A 15,876-nucleotide genomic window follows, 5' to 3' on the forward strand; every position below is an offset into this window, starting at 1 on the left:
CGCTGGACCCATGGTCAATCTGACGCGCATCTACACCCGCACCGGCGACAAGGGCAGCACCGCGCTCGGCGACATGAGCCGCACCGCCAAGACCGATCTGCGGATCTCCGCGTACGCCGACGCCAACGAGGCGAACGCGGCCATCGGTACCGCCATCGCGCTCGGGCAGCTGTCCGAGGAGATCGTGAAGGTCCTCGTCCGCGTCCAGAACGATCTGTTCGACGTGGGCGCGGACCTCTGCACGCCGGTGGTCGAGAATCCGGAGTATCCGCCGCTGCGGGTGGAGCAGAGTTACGTCGACAAACTGGAGGCCGACTGCGACCGCTTCCTCGAAGACCTGGAGAAGCTGCGGAGCTTCATCCTCCCGGGCGGTACGCCGGGGGCGGCGCTGCTGCACCAGGCCTGCACCGTGGTGCGCCGGGCGGAGCGGTCCACGTGGGCGGCGCTGGAGGTGCACGGGGAGGTGATGAACCCGCTCACCGCGACCTATCTGAACCGGCTGTCGGATCTGCTCTTCATCCTGGCGCGCAGCGCGAACAAGGAGGTCGGGGACATCCTCTGGGTACCGGGCGGCGAGCGTTAGGGCCTACGGACCGGGAACCCCGGCGGGCGTGTTGGAATCACGCCATGTTGACTCGCCCCCCCGGACTCCGACCGGGGGGACCCCCGACCAACGAGCCTCTTCAATCACGCAACGTTGACTCGTTGACCGGGAGGCGCCGCCTCCAGCCAGGCGAGGAAGCCGGTCAGCGCGTCCTCGCTCATCGCCAGTTCCAGGCGCGTCCCCAGGTGCGAGCAGCGCAGCACGATCGCATCGGAGAGGAGCGCCAGCTCCTCCTCGCCCTCCGGCGTACGCCGGGAGACGACCTCGATGGCCTGGCGCTCCAGGATCCGGCGCGGGCGCGGGGCGTACGAGAACACGCGGAACCACATGATGCGGTCGCCGCTGTAGCGGGCCACCCCGTACACCCAGCCTTTGCCGGAGACATCCGGTTTCTCCGGGAGGTCCCAGCGCACACTGCAGTCGAAGGTGCCCCCGGACCGCTGGATCAGCCGCCGGCGCAGGCCGAAGACGAAGAGTCCCACCGCTACCAGTACGACGACCAGGCCACACACAAGCAGAGCGAGGATCATCTACACCGACCTCCTCGCCTCATGCCGTAACGGAACTGGTTATGCATCGCCTCAGCCGCGACCCGGTCCGGATCACTCCGGACGGGCCGCGGCTGAGGTCACATCTTTGGTGGGAGGCGTCAGTTCCCCGTCACCGCGCGCAGTCGGACGTCGGCGCGCCGCTCAGCGGCGGCGTCCTCCTCCGACTTCGCACTCTCCAGCGCACGCTCGGCGCGCTGGACATCGATTTCGTCCGCCAGCTCAGCGATCTCGGCCAGCAGCGAAAGCTTGTTGTCGGCGAACGAGATGAAACCGCCGTGCACAGCGGCAACGACCGTCCCACCCTCGCTCGTACGGATGGTCACCGGGCCAGATTCCAGCACACCGAGCAGCGGCTGGTGACCGGGCATGACGCCGATGTCGCCGGACGTGGTGCGCGCGACAACCAGTGTCGCCTCGCCGGACCAGACACTACGGTCCGCCGCGACCAGCTCGACGTGCAGCTCAGCAGCCAAGGGTGGCTCCTCGGGTCACCACCCGGCACTGCTGCCGGGTGTTGGGTCAAAGTCTAATGGGCGTGAGGAGAGGGACGGGACATGCCCGCCCCTCTCACACAAGTCGGATGACTCACACGAGTCGGACGACTCAGGAGACGCCGAGCTCCTTGGCGTTGGCCTTCAGGTCCTCGATGCCACCGCACATGAAGAACGCCTGCTCGGGGAAGTGGTCGTAGTCCCCGTCGCAGATCGCGTTGAACGCGGTGATCGACTCGTCGAGCGGAACGTCCGAACCGTCCACGCCGGTGAACTGCTTGGCGACGTGGGTGTTCTGCGACAGGAAGCGCTCGACGCGACGGGCACGGTGGACAACGAGCTTGTCCTCCTCGCCCAGCTCGTCGATACCGAGGATCGCGATGATGTCCTGGAGGTCCTTGTACTTCTGAAGGATTCCCTTGACGCGCATACCGGCGTCGTAGTGGTCCTTCGCGATGTAACGCGGGTCCAGGATCCGGGACGACGAGTCCAGCGGGTCGACCGCCGGGTAGATGCCCTTCTCCGAGATCGGACGCGACAGCACGGTCACCGCGTCCAGGTGGGCGAAGGTGGCCGCCGGCGCCGGGTCGGTGAGGTCGTCCGCGGGGATGTAGATCGCCTGCATCGACGTGATCGAGTGACCACGCGTCGAGGTGATGCGCTCCTGCAGCAGACCCATCTCGTCGGCCAGGTTCGGCTGGTAACCCACCGCGGACGGCATACGGCCGAGCAGCGTGGAGACCTCGGAACCGGCCTGGGTGTAACGGAAGATGTTGTCGATGAAGAAGAGCACGTCCTGCTTCTGCACATCGCGGAAGTACTCCGCCATGGTCAGACCGGCAAGCGCGACGCGGAGACGGGTGCCCGGGGGCTCGTCCATCTGACCGAAGACAAGCGCCGTCTTGTCGATGACGCCGGACTCGGCCATCTCCTCGATGAGGTCGTTGCCCTCACGGGTACGCTCACCGACGCCCGCGAACACCGACACACCGTCGTGGTTGTTGGCCACGCGGTAGATCATTTCCTGGATCAGAACGGTCTTGCCGACACCGGCACCGCCCATCAGGCCGATCTTTCCACCCTTGACGTACGGGGTGAGAAGGTCGATGACCTTGACGCCGGTCTCGAACATCTCGGTCTTCGACTCGAGCTGGTCGAAGGCCGGGGCCTTGCGGTGGATCGCCCAGCGCTCGGTGATCTCCGACTCGGCCTCGGGCTTGTTCAGGATCTCGCCGAGGGTGTTGAACACCTTGCCCTTGGTGACATCGCCGACCGGCACCGTGATGCCGTCGCCGGTGTCGGTGACCGGGGCCTGGCGGACCAGACCGTCGGTGGGCTGCATCGAGATCGCGCGGACCACGCCGTCACCCAGGTGCTGGGCGACTTCGAGGGTCAGCTTCTTGAGCTTGCCGTCCTCGGCCGGGTCAGCGACCTGGACGGTGAGGGCGTTGTAGATCTCCGGCATCGCGTCGACGGGGAATTCCACGTCGACGACCGGGCCGATGACCCGGGAGACACGCCCCGTGGCGGCGGCCGTCGCGGCGCTTTCGGTAGTCGTCGTCATTTACCTGTCACTCCCCGCGGTCGCGTCGGCCAGAGCGCTGGCGCCACCGACGATCTCGCTGATTTCCTGGGTGATTTCGGCCTGGCGGGCCGCGTTGGCAAGCCGGGTGAGGCTCTTGATGAGATCCCCGGCGTTGTCGGTCGCCGACTTCATCGCGCGGCGACGGGCGGCGTGCTCGGAAGCGGCCGACTGAAGCAGTGCGTTGTAGATACGGCTCTCGACGTAGCGCGGCAGCAGGGCGTCGAGGACGTCCTCCGCCGACGGCTCGAAGTCGAACAGCGGAAGGATCTCGTCCTTCGTGCCGCCCGTGGGTGTCTCGCCCTCAGCGGCCTTCTCCAGCGAGAGAGGCAGCATCCGGCTGTCGACCGCGTTCTGCGCGATCATCGACACGAATTCCGTGAAGACGATGTGCAGTTCGTCGACGCCACCCTCGGCCGTTTCCTTCTCGATGGACTCGATCAGGGGGGCCGCAACCCGCTTGGCGTCCGCGTAGGTCGGGCTGTCGGTGAACCCGGTCCACGACTCCGCGACCTTGCGCTCGCGGAAGCCGTAGTACGAGACACCCTTGCGGCCGACGATGTACGCGTCGACCTCCTTGCCCTCGCCGCGCAGCTGCTCGGTGAGCCGCTCCGCCGCCTTGATGGCGTTGGAGGAGTAGCCGCCGGCCAGACCGCGGTCGCTCGTGATGAGCAGAACCGCGGCGCGGACCGGGGACTCGGCCTCGGTGGTGAGCGGGTGCTTGGTCGTCGAGCCGGTCGCGACCGCGGTCACCGCACGGGTGAGCTCGGTCGCGTACGGCATCGATGCCGCCACCTTGCGCTGCGCCTTGACGATGCGCGAGGCGGCGATCATCTCCATCGCCTTGGTGATCTTCTTGGTCGCGGTGACGGATCGGATGCGACGCTTGTAGACCCGGAGCTGCGCTCCCATGAGTCAGGTCCCTTCCGTCGTCACTTGGAGACGTTGACGGCCGGCGCGTCCTCGCCCAGGAGCTTGCCGTCCGAGGTCTCGAACTGGCGCTTGAAGGCGGTGATCGCATCGGCGATCGAGGTCAGCGTGTCGTCCGACATCTTGGCGCCCTCGGCGATCGAGGTGAGGAGTTCCTTGCGCTCGCGGCGCAGGTACTCCAGCAGCTCGGACTCGAAGCGGCGGATGTCCTCGACCGGGACGTCGTCCATCTTGCCGGTGGTACCGGCGTAGATGGAGACGACCTGCTCCTCGACGGGAATCGGCTGGTACTGGCCCTGCTTCAGCAGCTCGACCATGCGCTTACCGCGCTCCAGGGAAGCCTTGGAAGCGGCGTCCAGGTCGGAACCGAAGGCGGCGAACGCCTCCAGCTCGCGGTACTGGGCGAGGTCGACACGGAGTCGGCCGGAGACCTGTCGCATGGCTTTGTGCTGCGCGGAGCCACCGACACGGGAGACCGAGATACCGACGTTCAGCGCGGGCCGCTGGCCGGCGTTGAACAGGTCGGACTCCAGGAAGCACTGACCGTCGGTGATGGAGATGACGTTGGTCGGGATGAACGCCGACACGTCGTTCGCCTTGGTCTCGACGATCGGGAGGCCGGTCATCGAACCCGCACCCATGTCGTCGGAGAGCTTGGCGCAGCGCTCCAGCAGACGCGAGTGGAGGTAGAAGACGTCGCCCGGGTAGGCCTCACGGCCCGGCGGACGGCGCAGCAGCAGCGAAACGGCGCGGTAGGCGTCGGCCTGCTTCGAGAGGTCGTCGAAGATGATCAGGACGTGCTTACCGGCGTACATCCAGTGCTGGCCGATGGCCGAACCGGTGTACGGCGCCAGGTACTTGAAGCCGGCCGGGTCGGAAGCCGGAGCAGCGACGATCGTCGTGTACTCCAGGGCGCCCGCCTCCTCCAGCGCACCGCGCACGGACGCGATGGTGGAGCCCTTCTGGCCGATGGCGACGTAGATGCAGCGGACCTGCTTCGACGGGTCGCCGGTGCGCCAGTTGTCGCGCTGGTTGATGATCGTGTCAACGGCCAGCGCGGTCTTGCCGGTCTGCCGGTCGCCGATGATCAGCTGACGCTGGCCACGGCCGATCGGCACCATCGCGTCGACGGCCTTGTAGCCGGTCTGCATCGGCTCGTGCACCGACTTGCGCACCATGACGCCGGGAGCCTGCAGCTCCAGCGCACGGCGGCCTTCGGTCTCGATGTCGCCGAGGCCGTCGATCGGGTTGCCGAGCGGGTCGACGACGCGGCCGAGGTAGCCCTCGCCGACACCGACCGCGAGCACCTCACCGGTGCGCTGCACCGGCTGGCCCTCCTCGATCCCGCTGAACTCGCCGAGAACGATCGCGCCGATCTCGCGCTCTTCAAGGTTCAGCGCAAGACCGAGCGTGCCGTCCTCGAACTTCAGCAGCTCGTTCGCCATGGCCGAGGGAAGACCCTCGACCTTCGCGATACCGTCGCCGGCCACGCTGACCGTACCGACCTCCTCGCGCGAGGCCGCGTCCGGCTTGTACGACTGGACAAACGTGTCCAGCGCGTCCCGGATCTCCTCCGGCCGGATCGTGAGCTCCGCCATCTGGGTTCCCTGCTCTCCTTGTTGGGCCCGAATCAATTACTTGTCGGCCCAACTCGGGCCGTTATCAATACTGTTGAGTTGGTAGCTGGCGCAGCCGGCTCAGCCGGCCATCCGCCGTGTCGCTTCGTCGAGGCGGTCCGCGATGGAGCCGTTGATGACTTCACCGCCGACCAGCACCTGGATTCCGCCGAGGACCGCGGGGTCCACGTCGAGGTTGAGGTGCATGCTGCGGCCGTACAGCCTGGCCAGTACATCGCCGAGGCGCTGCTTCTGACCGTCGCTGAGCGGCACCGCCGAGGTGATGACGGCGACCATGCGGTCCCTGCGCTCCGCGGCGAGCTGGGAGAGGGACTCCAGTCCCGCTTCCAGGCTACGTCCGCGCGGCTGGGACACCAGGCGCACGACCAGTCGCTCGGTGACCGCGTCGGCCTTGCCCCCGAGCAGGCTGCGGAGCAGCTCGCTCTTGGCGGCGGTGGAGGCCGTACGGTCGGTGAGTGCGGCGCGCAGTCCGGTGTTCGAGGCGACGATCCGGCCGAACCGGAACAGCTCGTCCTCCACACCGTCCAGCGTGCCCGCCCGCTGAGCCGCGGTGAGGTCGGCGGTGGCCGAGAGTTCCTCGACCGTGTCGACCAGGTCACGCGAGGAGGACCAGCGGGAACGGACCAGGCCGGCCACCAGGTCCGCGGTCTCGCCGCCCACCTGACCGCTCAGCAGCCGTCCGGCCAGCTGGGCCTTGGCCTCGGCGGGCTGTGACGGGTCGGTCAGGACCCGGCGCAGCGAGACCTCGCGGTCGAGCAGCGCGGTGACGGCAGCCAGCTCGGCGGCGAGCTTCGCCGCGTCGACGGACGTGTTGTCCGTCAGCGCGTCGAGACGCTCACGTGCTGCGGCCAGCGCCTCGCGGCTCGCGCCGTTCATCGAGCCGCCTCGGCCTTCGAAGCAGCCTCGTCGAGGCCGTCGAGGAACCGGTCGATCGTGCGGCTCTGCCGGGCGTGGTCCTCGAGGGACTCGCCGACGAGCTTGCCGGCCAGGTCGGTGGCGAGCTTGCCCACGTCCTGACGCAGCGACTGCGCGGCCTGCTTGCGGTCGGCCGCGAGCTGGGCGTGACCGGCAGCGATGATGTCCTCACGCTGACGCTGGCCCTCCGCACGCATCTCAACGATGAGTGCGGCACCCTGCTCCTGCGCCTCCTGGCGCAGCCGCGCGGCTTCGTGCCGGGCCTCGGCGAGCTGAGCCTTGTACTGCTCAAGCACGCTCTCGGCTTCGAGCTTGGCGGCATCGGCCTTTTCCATACCGCCTTCGATGGCCTCGCGGCGCTCGTCCAGAACCTTGTTGATGTTCGGGAGGAGCTTCTTGGCGAGGAAACCGAAGACGATGACAAAGGCGATGAAGCCGATGATGAGCTCAGGGATCGGCGGAATGAGCGGGTTTTCCGTCTCCGCCGCGAGCTGAACCAGAGGGTTCACGTCAGTGCCTTCCGTCTAATGGGCTGTTCGTGCCGAGGTCAGGCGCTCGGGTAGACGAACGGCATGACCAGACCGATCAGGGCGAGCGCCTCACAGAAGGCGAAGCCGAGGATCTGGTTCTGGCGGATCAGGCCGGCAGCCTCGGGCTGACGGGCGAGGGCCTGAGTACCGTTACCGAAGATGATGCCGACGCCGACGCCGGGGCCGATGGCTGCAAGGCCGTAACCGATGGAGCCGAGGTTGCCCTTGATTTCGACGCCAGCGGCGAGGGTCTGGAGAACAGACATGCCGGTTCTTCCTTCTCTTTCATGGACCGGTGGGGGATGGCCACCGGATGATTCATGGAGGTGGGGTACTCAGTGCTGCTCGGCAAGAGCGCCCTGGATGTAGCTGCAGGTCAGCAGGACGAACACATAGGCCTGGACAGCTTGGATGAAGAGCTCGAAAGCCGTCATCACGATGGTCATCACGAACGACACGCCTGCGTAGGCGATGCCGATCCCGTTCAGCAGGTACCAGCTGGCAATGGTGAACAGGAGCAGCAGCGTGTGGCCCGCGAACATGTTGGCGAACAGTCGGACCGCGTGCGTGAACGGCCGGACGAGCAGGTTCGAGAACAGCTCGATGGTCATCGACAGCGGCAGAACTCCGCCGAGGCTCTTGTCGTAGCCGGTGAAGTTCTTGAAGGCGCCGACAAATCCGTGCCTCTTGAACGTCAGGCTGACCCACAGCACGTAGACGATCGCGGCGAGCGCGGCCGGGTACGAGATGATCGCCGTCACGGGGAACTGCGCGAGCGGGATGATCGACCAGAGGTTCATCACCCAGACGAAGAAGAACAGCGAGACGATCAGCGGAACGTACTTCTCGCCCTCGCGCTTGCCGATGGTCTCGTACACGATTCCGCGGCGCACGAAGTCGTAGCCCGCCTCGGCCACCATCTGCAGCTTCCCGGGAACCACCTTCGGCTTACGGAAGGCGGCCCAGAAGAAGGCAACGATGACGAGCGTGCCGATCAGCGCCAACAGCATCGTCTTGTTGAAGTACAAGTTGCTGTCCCCGTCGCCCCAGATGGGCTTGAACAGGAACGAGTGCAGGCCGGGAGCCGGGAATCCACAACCGTCAAAGATGTGGCAGTCGGTCTCGAAGGCGAGCACCTGCGTCGGGTCAGCACTCACCGCGGGCTCCTTCAACATGGCGCATAGGTACGGCAACCTCGTTGTGTCGGCGCGGCGCACAGCCGCGGTTCGGCACTGGACTGGTGTTACGGATGTGGGGGCGGCAGGCTGGTTGTGAGCCTCGCGATGGTGCAGGCGTCAGCTCGGATGCCCGCGAGCGCAGTGCCGCAGTTGGAACCGGACGATAGCAGGATCCACAACGCCCGCTTATCCCGCCCCTACCCTTCACTTCGAGGACCCCGTCTTTTCGGGCTTGTGCCCGTCCGTGGAGTCCGGTTCGACGTAGAGGATCTTGGCCTTCATATGCGCGCGCGCCTGGGCAGCGATCCAGACAACGGTGGCGACAACCAGCGTGATGGCAAATGACTTCGGGTTGAACAACGTGGTGTTCTTGAACACCGCGACAAAGATGAAGAGCAGCAACAGCTGTGCGGTGTAGAGCATCAGCCCCATCGCCTGGAACAGATGCGGCAGGGACTTCGCGGTGCGATTCAGGACGACGAGTCCGATCCCCATGAAGAGCATCACGATCACCGTCGCAACGAGCGCACCGATCGCCCCCTTACCGCCCGCGACCACGCCGCTGACGACCGCGGCGATGACGCCGGCGGCAGCGGTGGGTACGGCGGTCTGGAGGAGTGTTCGGGCGTCATTGGACGGCATGGCGGCAGCTCCGCTTCGGGTGGGGGCAGGGTGTCGTCATGGACGAGCGTAGGCCCGGGTCCGAGAGTGGATCTCGGGCCAAAGGACCGTCGCACTACGGCCCTTCGGCTTCGTCGCCGGGTTTCGTGAACGGTATCACAAACTATTTGATGAGGTCTTTACCATGGGAGTGTGCTGCCCGTCACACATGAGAGTGACTCCGCGCGCCTGTGCAACACGATCGCCACTTTGCCTGGTATTGGCGCCTGTTGAGCGAAATGCTCAACGCGCCTCGGCGTCAGGTCCTGGCTTCACTGCGATCGGGAAGATGCACACGGTGGCCAATTGCTGTCGCCCCGTTGACGCCTGCCGGAACGGGCGCACTTCCGACCCCGTCGGCGAATCCGTCGGCATCGTCAATTCCGCCCGAAATGCCCGAATCCTGCGAGAGTTCGGCGTGCGCGGTCTCCGGTTCGGCCGCACCCTGACGCAGCCGTCGTAGCCGGTAACGCGGCGGTACGAAGCGCTGGGCCCACTGCGGAGCGCGCGGCGTGAAGCGGGGCAGCAGGAGCAACACCAGGCCCACCGCGCTCAGTCCCACGATCACCAGCAGGATCCAGGTGGACGCGGAACGCACCGAGTAGGCGACGGCGCCGAAGGCGAACAGGGCCGACCAGAAGTACATGATCAGCACTGCCCTGCTGTGCGAGTGGCCGATCTCCAGGAGCCGGTGGTGCAGGTGACCGCGGTCGGCGGCGAACGGCGACTGGCCGTTCCAGGTACGCCGGACGATCGCCATCACCAGGTCGGCGAACGGCACCGCGATGATCGTCAGGGGCATCAGCAGCGGGATGAAGACCGGGAGCATCGCATGGGTCGCCTCGCGCCCTCCGCCGAGGTTCAGGCTCATCGCGTCCGGGTCGACCTGACCGGTCACCGAGATCGCGCCGGCGGCCAGCACCAGCCCGATCATCATCGAGCCCGAGTCGCCCATGAAGATCCGGGCGGGGTGCATGTTGTGCGGCAGGAAGCCCAGGCACATCCCCATCAGCACGGCGGCGAAGAGGGTCGCCGGGGCGGCGGCCTCGATCCCGTACCCGTACCAGATCCGGTACGTGTACATGAAGAAGGCGGCGGCGGCGATGCAGACCATGCCGGCGGCCAGGCCGTCCAGGCCGTCCACGAAGTTCACCGCGTTGATGGTGATGACCACGAGCGCGACGGTCAGCAGCGTGCCCTGCCAGGAGGTCAGCCCGACCGTTCCGACGCCGGGAATCGGCAGCCACAGGATCGTCAGGCCCTGCATCACCATGACACCCGCGGCGATCATCTGGCCGCCGAGCTTGATCAGGGCGTCGATCTCGAACTTGTCGTCCAGGACGCCGATGAGCCAGATCAGGCCCGCGCCGGAGAGCAGCGCGCGTGGTTCGTTCGACAAGGTGAAGACGCTGCTGAGGTTCGTCAGATGGTCCGCGACGAGCAGACCCGCGCACAGACCGCCGAACATGGCGATGCCGCCGAGCCGCGGCGTCGGTTCCCGGTGCACGTCACGGGCACGGATCTCCGGCATCGCCCCGGCCATGATGGCGAACTTCCGCACCGGCCCGGTCAGGAGATACGTCACCGCGGCCGTGACGCAGAGCGTCAGCAGGTATTCACGCACGGGCTGCCCCACAGATATCGCTAGCCATCTCAGCCCCACACCTTAGCTTCGGCATGCATAGGGTTAAGGACACACGGGTACCAACGATGGTTGCACGGGTGCCTGTCTATCCCGAATTCGACGGAAACCTCCTGGCCAGTTCTCGGACTTCTTCACGGGTTCCCTGCTCTTCGCGCAACGCCTTCATGAACAGCGCCGCGATGTCGGCCATCTCCGGCGCCCCCATGCCCTGCGTGGTGACGGCGGCGGTGCCCAGCCGGATGCCCCGCCCATCACCGTAAGGCAGTGCGCAGGTGTCCAGGACCAGGCCCGCGGCTGCCAGGAGGCTGCGGGCCTGCTGCCCGCCGATGCCGAGCGGGGCCGGATCCGCCGTGATCAGGTGGGTGTCGGTCCCGCCGGTGGTGACCGCGAAGCCCTCCGCCGCGAGTCCGGCCGCGAGCACGCGCGCGTTCGCCACCACCTGGTGGGCGTAGGAGGCGAAGGCCGGCGTCGCTGCCTCGCCGAAGGCCACGGCCTTGGCCGCGATCGTGTGCATCTGCGCGCCGCCCTGGGTGAACGGGAAGACGGCCCGGTCGATCCGGTCGGCCAGGTCCGGGCCGCAGAGGATCATCCCGCCGCGCGGACCGCGCAGCACCTTGTGGGTGGTGGCGCAGACGACATCGGCGTACGGAACGGGACTGGGCGCCGCTCCCCCGGCGATCAGGCCCATCGGGTGGGCCGCGTCCGCGATCAGATAGGCGCCCGCCTCGTCGGCGATGGCGCGGAACGCCGCGTAGTCGGGGTGGCGCGGATACGAGATGGACCCGCAGACGATGGCCCGCGGCCGGTGCTGCTCGGCGAGGGCCCGCACCTGGTCGTAGTCGATCAGTCCGCTCTCGGCGTCCACCCCGTACCCGACGAAGTCGAACCAGCGGCCGGAGAAATTGGCGGGCGAACCGTGCGTGAGGTGCCCGCCGTGCGCCAGACCCATGGCGAGGACCGTGTCACCGGGGCGCAGAAGGGCCGCGTACGCCGCCAGGACGGCCGAGGACCCGGAGTGCGGCTGTACGTTCGCGTGTTCGGCTCCGAAGAGCGCTGTGGCCCGCTCACAGGCGATCCGCTCGGCGATGTCGACCATTTCGCAGCCGCCGTGGTGGCGGGCGCCCGGATAGCCCTCCGCGTACTTGTTGGACAGCGCGGAGCCGAGAGCCGCGAGGACGGCGGGTGAACTGAAGTTCTCCGCGGCGATCAGCTGGAGCGAGCCGGTCTGCCGCTCGGTCTCGCCGCTGATGACGTCGGCCATCTCCGGGTCCTGCGCGCGCAGGGCGTCGAAACCGGCGGAGTGGCGGGCTGTGGCGGTGACCGGCATCTTGGGGCTCCTCGGCGTCCCACCCAATGTAGGCCGGGCCGTACCGGGGCGCCCGCCGGACGGGGTCCGGCTCGTCCGGGCGTGCGCGGGCGGACCCGACGGGCCGCACCGCGGGGTCAGTGGGTCGCGGCCACACCCGTCAGCGCGGTCACCACCGGATCCAGCGCCTGGTTGATCTCGTCACCGATCGACCGGAAGAAGGTGATCGGCGCCCCGTACGGATCGTTGACCTCGTCCGCCTCGACCGTCGGCGCGAGCAGCCACCCGCGCAGCGCCGCGGCGGCCCGCACCAGGGCCCGCGCGCGCTCCACCACGCCCTCGTCGAGCGGGTCCGGCAGCGTCGCCGGGTCTATGGCCCGGACGAGACGGGTGAACTCCTTCAGGGTGAAGGTGCGCAGCCCCGCCGAGTGGCCCATCGAGATGACCTGGGCCCGGTGGTCACGGGTCGCGGTGAGCACCAGGTCGGCGCGGATCACGTGGTCGTCGAGCAGCTCGCGGCCGAGGAAGCCGTCGGCGTCCGCGCCGTAGTCCGACAGGACGGTCGCCGCGTTGGCCTCCATCGGGGCCCCCTCGTGGCCCCAGGTGCCCGCGCTCTCCACGATCAGGCCGCCGGTCAGCCGGGCGCCCAGCCGGTCGGCCAGGGCATGGCGGGTCAGCCGCTCGGTGATCGGCGAGCGGCAGACGTTGCCGGTGCTGACGTGGAGGATCCTGAACGTGCCGCCGGGGGCGACCGCGCCTATGCCACGCCCCTCAGGGGCTGTCAATTGGCCACCTCAAGGTCAGGTACCACCTTGCGGAGCTCCTCGGCGGAGAGTGCGCCCGCGCGCAGCAGGACCGGGATCCTGCCGGTGACGTCGACGATCGACGAGGGGATGTTGCCGGGGGTCGGGCCGCCGTCCAGGTACACGGAGACCGAGTCTCCGAGCATCTCCTGGGCCGCGTCGCAGTCCTCCGGCGCCGGGTGGCCGGTGAGGTTGGCGCTGGAGACGGCCATCGGGCCGACCTCCGTGAGCAGTTCGATGGCGACCGGGTGCAGCGGCATCCGTACGGCCACGGTGCCCCGAGTGTCGCCCAGGTCCCACTGGAGGGACGGCTGGTGCTTGGCGACGAGCGTGAGCGCGCCCGGCCAGAAGGCGTCGACGAGCTCCCAGGCCTGCTCGGAGAAGTCCGTGACGAGCCCGTGCAGGGTGTTCGGGGAGCCGATGAGGACAGGGGTGGGCATGTTGCGCCCGCGCCCCTTGGCGTCCAGCAGGTCCACCACGCCCTCGGAGCTGAAGGCGTCCGCCCCGATGCCGTACACGGTGTCCGTCGGGAGTACGACGAGCTCGCCCCGGCGGACGGCGGACGCTGCTTCACGCAGACCTGTGGTGCGGTCGGTCGCGTCGTTGGTGTCGTATCGCCGTGCCATTTAGCGAGCCTCCTCGTGCAAAGCCTGAAAAATCTGCTGTGGAACTGACCCGGCGGCCGTCACGGCAGGGCCTTGCGGGCTGTCGCGAAACGGGGCCGGTTGTTCAGGTCGGGGTGGTCGGCCGCGTCGGCCCAGCCCCGCTCCTCGGTGAAGATCCACGGGACCTGGCCGCCCTGGGTGTCGGCGTGCTCGATGACGACGACGCCGCCGGGCACGAGGAGACGGTGGGCGGTGCGCTCGATTCCGCGGATCGTGTCGAGGCCGTCCTCGCCGGAGAAGAGAGCCATCTCCGGGTCGTGGTCACGGGCCTCGGGGGCGACGTACTCCCACTCGGTGAGCGGGATGTACGGCGGGTTGGAGATGACCAGGTCCACCTGGCCGTCGAGCTCGGGGAGCGCGCTCAGGGCGTCGCCCTGGTGGACGGTGACCCTGGACCCCTCGGCGTTCTTCCGGGTCCAGTGCAGCGCGTCGTCGGACAGTTCCACGGCGTGCACCCGGGAGCGGGGCACCTCCTGGGCCATGGCCAGCGCGATGGCTCCGGAGCCCGTGCACAGGTCGACGATCAGCGGTTCGACCACGTCCATGGCGCGCACCGCGTCTATGGCCCACCCGACGACCGACTCGGTCTCCGGCCGGGGCACGAAGACACCGGGCCCGACCTGGAGTTCCAGGTAACGGAAGAAGGCGCGGCCGGTGATGTGCTGGAGCGGTTCCCGGGCCTCACGGCGGGCGATGGTCTCCCAGTAGCGGGCGTCGAAGTCCTCGTCCTTGACGTGGTGGAGCTCGCCCCGCTTGACGCCGTGCACGAAGGCGGCGAGCTCCTCGGCGTCGAAGCGCGGGGAGGGCACGCCGGCGTCGGCCAGCCGCTGGGTGGCCTGGGCCACCTCGGCAAGCAGCAGGTTCATGCGGTTCTCCAGTACGGGCCGGCTACTACTGGGCGGCGGCGAGCTTGGCCGCGGAGTCCGCGTCCACGCACGCCTGGATCACTGCGTCCAGGTCGCCGTCGAGCACCTGGTCCAAGTTGTACGCCTTGAAGCCGACACGGTGGTCGGAGATCCGGTTTTCCGGGAAGTTGTACGTCCGGATCTTCTCGGACCTGTCGACGGTGCGGACCTGGCTGCGCCGTACGTCGGAGGCTTCCCGTTCGGCGGCCTCCTGGGCCGCGGCGAGCAGCCTGGAACGCAGGATACGCATCGCCTGCTCCTTGTTCTGGAGCTGGCTCTTCTCGTTCTGGCAGGAGGCGACGACGCCGGTCGGCAGGTGCGTGATGCGGACCGCGGAGTCCGTGGTGTTGACCGACTGTCCGCCGGGCCCTGACGAGCGGTACACGTCGATGCGGAGGTCGTTGGGGTGGACCTCGACCTCGACCTCCTCGGCCTCGGGGGTGACGAGCACCCCGGCCGCCGAGGTGTGGATGCGGCCCTGCGACTCGGTGGAGGGCACCCGCTGCACGCGGTGCACGCCGCCCTCGTACTTCAGCCGCGCCCAGACGCCCTGGCCGGGCTCGGTCGCGCCGTTGCCGCCCTTGGTCTTCACCGCGACCTGGACGTCCTTGTAGCCGCCCAGTTCGGACTCGGTGGCGTCGATGATCTCGGTCTTCCAGCCGGCCCGCTCGGCGTAGCGCAGGTACATCCGCAGCAGGTCACCGGCGAACAGGGCCGACTCGTCGCCGCCCGCGCCCGCCTTGACCTCCAGGAGAACGTCCTTGTCGTCGCTGGGGTCGCGCGGCACCAGGAGCAGCCGGAGCTTCTCGGTGAGCGCCTCGCGCTGCTTGTCCAGCACCTTGACCTCGGCGGCGAACTCCGGGTCGTCGTAGGACAGTTCACGGGCCGTCTCGATGTCGTCCCCGGTCTGCTTCCAGGAACGGTACGTGGCGACGATCGGGGTCAGCTCGGCGTAGCGCTTGTTGAGCCTGCGCGCGTTGGCCTGGTCGGCGTGGACCGACGGGTCGGCGAGCTGTTCCTCAAGACCGGCGTGCTCGCCGATCAGTTCCTCGACCGCCTCGAACATCGGGGGTTTCCTGCTTTCGTACGTCAAAAAGGGCTGCGGCTGCTCCGGACGGCAAAAGCGCCGGTCCGGTCGCTCCGCGAAGGAGCGACCGAGGACCGGCGCAGTGGCTCGCTACTTGGCGTCGGAGCCGGCGGCCTTCTTGCCGAAGCGGGCCTCGAAGCGGGCCACACGGCCACCGGTGTCGAGGATCTTCTGCTTGCCCGTGTAGAACGGGTGGCACTCGGAGCAGACCTCGGCACGGATGGTGCCTTCGGCGAGGGTGCTGTGGGTGGTGAACGAGGCACCGCAGGTGCAGCTGACCTGGGTCTCGTGGTACTCGGGGTGGATGTCGCGCTTCAAGGTGGCTCCTAGTTTCGGGAGGGCGCCGGGTCGTGCGGACGGAATTGTCCGAACGTGAACCGGGGCCGA

General features: G+C 68.0%; 18 protein-coding genes. 1 reads left to right on the forward strand and 17 read right to left on the reverse strand.

The window, feature by feature from the left end; translation table 11 throughout:
• Positions 1 to 10: 10 nt before the first annotated feature.
• Positions 11 to 583, forward strand: coding sequence for a cob(I)yrinic acid a,c-diamide adenosyltransferase (locus NBY69_RS01800; RefSeq protein ID WP_250297797.1), 573 nt, complete (start codon positions 11 to 13; stop codon positions 581 to 583).
• 104 nt (positions 584 to 687) lie between these two features.
• Here NBY69_RS01800 and NBY69_RS01805 read toward each other — a convergent pair whose 3' ends face one another.
• From NBY69_RS01805 to rpmE, 17 genes are all read right to left on the reverse strand, one after another.
• Complete coding sequence (locus tag NBY69_RS01805; protein ID WP_250297798.1) at positions 688 to 1,134, reverse strand: DUF2550 domain-containing protein; 447 nt, start codon at positions 1,132 to 1,134, stop codon at positions 688 to 690.
• A gap of 119 nt (positions 1,135 to 1,253) precedes the next feature.
• Complete coding sequence (locus tag NBY69_RS01810) at positions 1,254 to 1,628, reverse strand: F0F1 ATP synthase subunit epsilon (protein ID WP_250297799.1); 375 nt, start codon at positions 1,626 to 1,628, stop codon at positions 1,254 to 1,256.
• Between the two features lie 130 nt (positions 1,629 to 1,758).
• Entirely contained in the window at positions 1,759 to 3,210 is a 1,452-nt protein-coding gene (gene atpD, locus NBY69_RS01815; protein ID WP_250297800.1) for a F0F1 ATP synthase subunit beta, read from the reverse strand.
• Positions 3,211 to 4,140, reverse strand: a complete 930-nt coding sequence (locus NBY69_RS01820; RefSeq protein ID WP_250297801.1) for a F0F1 ATP synthase subunit gamma — start codon at positions 4,138 to 4,140, stop codon at positions 3,211 to 3,213.
• 20 nt (positions 4,141 to 4,160) lie between these two features.
• Positions 4,161 to 5,756 (reverse strand): F0F1 ATP synthase subunit alpha, encoded by a 1,596-nt coding sequence (atpA, locus tag NBY69_RS01825; RefSeq protein ID WP_250297802.1) that lies wholly within the window; start codon positions 5,754 to 5,756, stop codon positions 4,161 to 4,163.
• A gap of 99 nt (positions 5,757 to 5,855) precedes the next feature.
• Complete coding sequence (locus NBY69_RS01830; RefSeq protein WP_250297803.1) at positions 5,856 to 6,671, reverse strand: F0F1 ATP synthase subunit delta; 816 nt, start codon at positions 6,669 to 6,671, stop codon at positions 5,856 to 5,858.
• On the reverse strand, positions 6,668 to 7,219 hold the full coding sequence (locus NBY69_RS01835) for a F0F1 ATP synthase subunit B (RefSeq protein WP_250297804.1): 552 nt from the start codon (positions 7,217 to 7,219) through the stop codon (positions 6,668 to 6,670). Before NBY69_RS01835 ends, NBY69_RS01830 begins: the two co-directional genes overlap by 4 nt.
• Positions 7,220 to 7,257: 38 nt before the next feature.
• Complete coding sequence (locus NBY69_RS01840) at positions 7,258 to 7,506, reverse strand: F0F1 ATP synthase subunit C (protein WP_250297805.1); 249 nt, start codon at positions 7,504 to 7,506, stop codon at positions 7,258 to 7,260.
• A gap of 69 nt (positions 7,507 to 7,575) precedes the next feature.
• Positions 7,576 to 8,415, reverse strand: coding sequence for a F0F1 ATP synthase subunit A (gene atpB, locus NBY69_RS01845; protein WP_250297806.1), 840 nt, complete (start codon positions 8,413 to 8,415; stop codon positions 7,576 to 7,578).
• Positions 8,416 to 8,622: 207 nt separating this feature from the next.
• A complete protein-coding gene (locus NBY69_RS01850) occupies positions 8,623 to 9,060 on the reverse strand; it encodes a hypothetical protein (protein WP_250297807.1) in 438 nt (145 codons plus the stop codon).
• A gap of 277 nt (positions 9,061 to 9,337) precedes the next feature.
• Positions 9,338 to 10,714 carry an MraY family glycosyltransferase gene (locus NBY69_RS01855; RefSeq protein WP_250297808.1) on the reverse strand — a complete coding sequence of 459 codons (1,377 nt, stop codon included), beginning with the start codon at positions 10,712 to 10,714 and terminating at the stop codon, positions 9,338 to 9,340.
• A 94-nt stretch (positions 10,715 to 10,808) separates the two neighbouring features.
• Entirely contained in the window at positions 10,809 to 12,050 is a 1,242-nt protein-coding gene (gene glyA / locus NBY69_RS01860) for a serine hydroxymethyltransferase (protein WP_250297809.1), read from the reverse strand.
• A gap of 116 nt (positions 12,051 to 12,166) precedes the next feature.
• On the reverse strand, positions 12,167 to 12,814 hold the full coding sequence (locus NBY69_RS01865; RefSeq protein ID WP_250297810.1) for a protein-tyrosine-phosphatase: 648 nt from the start codon (positions 12,812 to 12,814) through the stop codon (positions 12,167 to 12,169).
• A complete protein-coding gene (locus tag NBY69_RS01870) occupies positions 12,811 to 13,458 on the reverse strand; it encodes an L-threonylcarbamoyladenylate synthase (RefSeq protein WP_250297811.1) in 648 nt (215 codons plus the stop codon). The genes NBY69_RS01865 and NBY69_RS01870 overlap by 4 nt, the downstream gene beginning before the upstream one ends.
• 59 nt (positions 13,459 to 13,517) lie before the next feature.
• Positions 13,518 to 14,363: a peptide chain release factor N(5)-glutamine methyltransferase gene (gene prmC, locus NBY69_RS01875; protein WP_250297812.1), complete on the reverse strand. Its 846-nt coding sequence runs from the start codon at positions 14,361 to 14,363 to the stop codon at positions 13,518 to 13,520.
• Between the two features lie 25 nt (positions 14,364 to 14,388).
• Entirely contained in the window at positions 14,389 to 15,468 is a 1,080-nt protein-coding gene (gene prfA, locus NBY69_RS01880; protein WP_250297813.1) for a peptide chain release factor 1, read from the reverse strand.
• Between the two features lie 111 nt (positions 15,469 to 15,579).
• Positions 15,580 to 15,807, reverse strand: a complete 228-nt coding sequence (rpmE, locus tag NBY69_RS01885; protein ID WP_250297814.1) for a 50S ribosomal protein L31 — start codon at positions 15,805 to 15,807, stop codon at positions 15,580 to 15,582.
• Between the last annotated feature and the right edge of the window lie 69 nt (positions 15,808 to 15,876).

The sequence above is a fragment of the Streptomyces sp. A 4/2 genome (assembly GCF_940670765.1).
In the GTDB taxonomy this organism is placed as follows: domain Bacteria; phylum Actinomycetota; class Actinomycetes; order Streptomycetales; family Streptomycetaceae; genus Streptomyces.